The sequence below is a fragment of the Bradyrhizobium sp. genome, from assembly GCF_016462955.1.
In the GTDB taxonomy this organism is placed as follows: domain Bacteria; phylum Pseudomonadota; class Alphaproteobacteria; order Rhizobiales; family Xanthobacteraceae; genus Bradyrhizobium.
The window spans coordinates 1-4462 of the sequence record NZ_JAEMSD010000534.1 but is presented as its reverse complement, the minus strand read 5'-3'; the positions used below and the strand labels follow the sequence as shown (position 1 = coordinate 4462).

General features: G+C 64.0%; 5 protein-coding genes. 4 read left to right on the top strand and 1 reads right to left on the bottom strand.

Features of this window, described 5'->3' with window-relative positions; genetic code table 11:
* Together carB and greA are read left to right on the top strand one after the other, a co-directional pair.
* The coding region (carB, locus tag JHD07_RS33685) for a carbamoyl-phosphate synthase large subunit (protein ID WP_291630007.1) at positions 1 to 1584 on the top strand (1584 nt) is incomplete at its 5' end.
* Between the two features lie 212 nt (positions 1585 to 1796).
* Complete coding sequence (greA, locus tag JHD07_RS33680; protein ID WP_035710309.1) at positions 1797 to 2270, top strand: transcription elongation factor GreA; 474 nt, start codon at positions 1797 to 1799, stop codon at positions 2268 to 2270.
* 164 nt (positions 2271 to 2434) lie between these two features.
* Here greA and JHD07_RS33675 read toward each other — a convergent pair whose 3' ends face one another.
* Complete coding sequence (locus tag JHD07_RS33675; RefSeq protein WP_291630002.1) at positions 2435 to 2914, bottom strand: Lrp/AsnC family transcriptional regulator; 480 nt, start codon at positions 2912 to 2914, stop codon at positions 2435 to 2437.
* A gap of 266 nt (positions 2915 to 3180) precedes the next feature.
* On the opposite strand from JHD07_RS33675, the gene trxB reads away from it, so the two are divergent.
* Together trxB and JHD07_RS33665 are read left to right on the top strand one after the other, a co-directional pair.
* Positions 3181 to 4146 carry a thioredoxin-disulfide reductase gene (gene trxB, locus JHD07_RS33670; protein ID WP_291630000.1) on the top strand — a complete coding sequence of 322 codons (966 nt, stop codon included), beginning with the start codon at positions 3181 to 3183 and terminating at the stop codon, positions 4144 to 4146.
* A gap of 4 nt (positions 4147 to 4150) precedes the next feature.
* Positions 4151 to 4462: LysR family transcriptional regulator (locus tag JHD07_RS33665; RefSeq protein ID WP_291629998.1), on the top strand; the 312-nt coding region annotated here is incomplete at its 3' end.

Sequence of the window (4462 nt, the reverse complement as noted above, 5' to 3'; positions counted from 1 at the left end):
ATCGGCCAGGGCATCGAGTTCGACTATTGCTGCTGCCACGCCTGCTTCGCGCTGCACGATGCCGGCTACGAATCCATCATGGTCAACTGCAATCCCGAGACGGTGTCGACCGATTACGACACCGCCGACCGGCTCTATTTCGAGCCGCTCACCGCCGAGGACGTGCTGGAGATCATCGCCAAGGAGCGCAGCAACGGCACGCTGCACGGCGTGATCGTGCAGTTCGGCGGGCAGACGCCGCTGAAGCTGGCGCGCGCACTGGAAGCCGCCGAAGTGCCGATCCTCGGCACCTCGCCCGACGCCATCGACCTCGCCGAGGACCGCGACCGCTTCAAGCGCGTGCTCGATAAGCTTCGTCTCAAGCAGCCGAAGAATGGCATCGCCTATTCGGTCGAGCAGGCTCGTCTCGTCGCCGCCGATCTCGGGCTGCCGCTGGTGGTGCGCCCGTCCTACGTGCTCGGCGGTCGCGCGATGCAGATCATCCGCGAGGAGAACCAGCTCAACGACTATCTGCTCGGCACGCTGCCGGAACTGGTGCCGGCCGACGTCAAGGCGCGCTATCCCAACGACAAGACCGGGCAGATCAACACCGTACTTGGCAAGAATCCGCTGCTGTTCGACCGTTATCTGTCCGACGCGACCGAAATCGACGTCGACTGCCTCTCCGACGGCAAGGACACTTTCATCGTCGGCATCATGGAGCACATCGAGGAAGCCGGCATCCATTCCGGCGACAGCGCCTGCTCGCTGCCGCCACACTCGCTTGAGCCTGAGATGATCGAGGAGCTGGAACGGCAGACCCGCGACCTCGCGCTCGGCCTCGACGTCATCGGCCTGATGAACGTGCAATACGCCATCAAGGACGGCGAGATCTACGTCCTCGAGGTCAATCCGCGCGCTTCGCGCACCGTGCCGTTCGTCGCCAAGGTGGTCGGCACGCCGGTCGCCAAGATCGCCGCGCGAATCATGGCCGGCGAGAAGCTCGCCGATTTCAAGCTGAAGAAGGCACAGCTCAACCACGTCGGCGTCAAGGAATCGGTCTTCCCGTTCGCGCGCTTTCCCGGTGTCGACACCGTGCTCGGACCCGAGATGCGCTCCACCGGCGAGGTCATGGGGATCGACCGTTCGTTCGCAATCGCGTTCGCCAAGAGCCAGCTCGGCGGCGGCACGCGGGTGCCGCGCAAGGGAACGGTGTTCGTCTCGGTGCGCGAAAGCGACAAGACGCGCATTGCAGATGCCGTGCGTGAACTGCATTCGCTCGGCTTCAAGGTGCTGGCGACGTCGGGCACCCAGCGCTTCCTGACCGATCAGGGCATCCCCACCGAGAAGGTCAACAAGGTGCTGGAGGGGCGACCGCACATCGTGGATGCCATCACCAACGGCGACGTCCAGCTCGTCTTCAACACCACCGAAGGGCCGCAGGCGCTGGCCGACAGCCGTTCGCTGCGGCGCGCGGCCCTCTTGCATAAAGTACCGTATTACACCACTCTTTCCGGGGCCGTGGCGGCCGCGCAGGGCATCCGCGCCTATCTGGGCGGGGACCTTGAGGTTCGGACCCTGCAGAGCTACTTTTCGGAAACCTGATCGCTGGCGGCGGCGAAGCTTCCGCTAAGTGGTTGGCGATGAAGGTACAATGGCCGGAGGAACTGTCCGGCCAGACGGTTGTTCTGTTCCGGCGCCAAGCCCATATCTGTCAAAGTTCCGGCCGCTCCGGGATCGGGCTCCGGAAGCACAACGAATCAAGGTTGGTCGCCCCACCGTGTTCCGGGGCGCACGATCGAACGACGAGAGAGACGATGGAAAAGGTTCCGATGACCCAGGCCGGCTTTGTCGCGCTCGGGGAAGAATTGAAGCAGCGCCAGTCCGTGGACCGTCCGCGGATCATCGAGCATATCGCGGAGGCGCGCTCGCACGGAGACCTGTCGGAAAACGCGGAATATCATGCCGCGAAGGAAGAGCAGTCCCACAATGAGGGCCGCATCGCCGAGCTCGAGGACAAGCTCGCGCGCGCCGACATCATCGACATCTCCAAGCTTTCAGGCGACACCATCAAGTTCGGCGCCACCGTAACGCTGGTCGACGAGGATACCGAGAAGAAGACGGTGTGGCAGATCGTCGGCGAGGTCGAGGCGGACGCCAAGAAGGGCCGCATCTCCATCACCTCGCCGCTCGCGCGCGCGCTGATCGGCAAGAAGAAGGGATCGACCGTCGAGGTCAACGCACCGGGCGGCGCCAAGGCGTACGAGATCACCAAGGTGGAGTGGCGGTAAGGATTCGCCGTCGCGTTGAGACGTTTTGAAAAGGCCGCGCATGCGCGGCCTTTTTGCTTCTGCGGATTGCTGGGCTTGTGGTGGAGGCACACTCTCACCACGCGTCATTGGGGACGGCGCGTCCAAGTCCCGGAGTGAGGGAGCTGATAGACCGCTTGGCCCGCCTACCTTCTTCCCTTCACCTCGAGCGGCACGGCCGCCTCGTATTTGGAATTATGCAGCACCAATGACGTGCGCACATTCCGCACATGGGGCGCGGCGGTGAGGTGCGTGACGAAATCCTGGAAGGTTGCCATGTCAGGAGCGACGCATTTCAGGATGAAATCGACCTCGCCCGACAGCATCCAGCATTCGCGTACCAGGGGCTCGGCGCGGACGAACGCCTCGAAGGCGCGCAGATCTGCCTCGGCCTGGCTGGACAGGTGAACGGCGGCGAACACGGTGACGTCGAAACCGAGCTTGCGGGCATCCAGGAGGCCCCGATAGCCTTGGATGTAGCCCTCCTCCTCCAGCGCCCGGACACGGCGCAGGCAAGGCGGTGGCGAGATGCCGACGCGCTTGGCCAGCTCGACATTGGTGATTCGACCGTCGGCCTGGATCTCGGTGAGAATCTTCAGGTCGATCTCGTCTAGGTTCCGCGACACGTGATTGGAACTCCTGGCCTTTGCGGCGATATTGAGTGATTTGTCGAAATCCTCATAGCCCAGTACGCGCCGGCAGCGCAATTTTATTGCGCGAACAGCACAACCAAGTTTTGTTCCCTGTTGGAAAAATCCGCCGAGAGGGAATGCAATTCTTGCATAGCTCACCAGAAGGCTTAGATTAGCTCTGACATTTCAGCGCCTCCGCGAGGCCTCCCGGCACTTTCCGCGCCCGCGCTGCAAATCCCCCGTGAAAGGCGTCCATCGAAATGTCCGCTCCTGTTCATGCAAAGGTCGTCATCATCGGCTCCGGCCCCGCCGGGTACACGGCGGCGATCTACGCGGCGCGCGCGATGCTGGAGCCGATCCTGATCCAGGGCATCCAGCCGGGCGGCCAGCTCACCATCACCACCGACGTCGAGAACTATCCCGGCTTCGCCGACGTGATCCAGGGTCCCTGGCTGATGGAGCAGATGGAGAAGCAGGCGGTCCATGTCGGCACCAAAATCGTCACCGACCTGGTCACCCGGCTTGATACGTCGCAGCGGCCGTTCCGCCTCACTTGCGACAGCGGCGACGTCTATCTCGCCGACGTCGTCATCCTCGCCACCGGCGCGCAAGCGCGCTGGCTCGGGCTACCGTCCGAAGCCAAGTTCCAGGGCGGCGGCGTGTCGGCCTGCGCCACCTGCGACGGCTTCTTCTACCGGGGCAAGGACGTCATCGTGGTCGGCGGCGGCAATACGGCGGTCGAGGAAGCCCTGTACCTCACCAACCACGCCTCGCAGGTCACGATCGTGCATCGTCGCGATCACTTCCGCGCCGAGCGCATCCTGCAGGAGCGCCTGTTCAAGCACCCGAAGATCAAGGTGATCTGGGACTCCGCCGTGGATGAGATCTGCGGCACCGAGAGCCCGAACAAGGTCACCCATGTCCGGCTCAAGAACGTCAAGACCGGCGCGCTGACGGACGTCAAGACCGACGGCGTCTTCATCGCCATCGGCCACGCGCCGGCGACCGAACTCGTGAAAGACCAGGTCAAGCTCAAACCCTCGGGCTATGTCGAAGTCGCGCCCAACTCGACCGCAACCTCGGTGCCCGGCCTGTTCGCCGCCGGCGACGTCGCCGACGAGACCTATCGCCAGGCCGTGACGGCCGCAGGCCTCGGCTGCATGGCCGCACTCGAAGCCGAACGTTTCTTGGCCCTTCGCGCCAGCGAGCGCGCGGCAGCGGAATAGAATCATGCCCCGAACACGCGACGGATTTACGGATATGGATTGGGACAAGCTGAAGGTGTTTCACGCAGCGGCGGAAGCGGGCAGCTTCACGCATGCGGGCGAGCAGCTCGGCCTGTCGCAATCGGCGGTGTCGCGCCAGGTCTCGGCGCTGGAGCAGGAGCTTTCGGTCTCGCTGTTCCACCGCCACGCGCGCGGCCTGATCCTTACCGAACAGGGCGACCTCTTGTTCCGCACCGCGCATGACGTGTTCATGCAGCTGCAGGCGGCGCGCGCCAAGCTCACCGACAGCCGCGAGCGGCCGAGCGGCGACCTCAAG

Bases quoted from the DNA above. Each gene is read 5' to 3' on its own strand.
- greA (WP_035710309.1), top strand. From the start codon at position 1,797: ATGGAAAAGGTTCCGATGACCCAGGCCGGCTTTGTCGCGCTCGGGGAA.
- trxB (WP_291630000.1), top strand. From the start codon at position 3,181: ATGTCCGCTCCTGTTCATGCAAAGGTCGTCATCATCGGCTCCGGCCCC.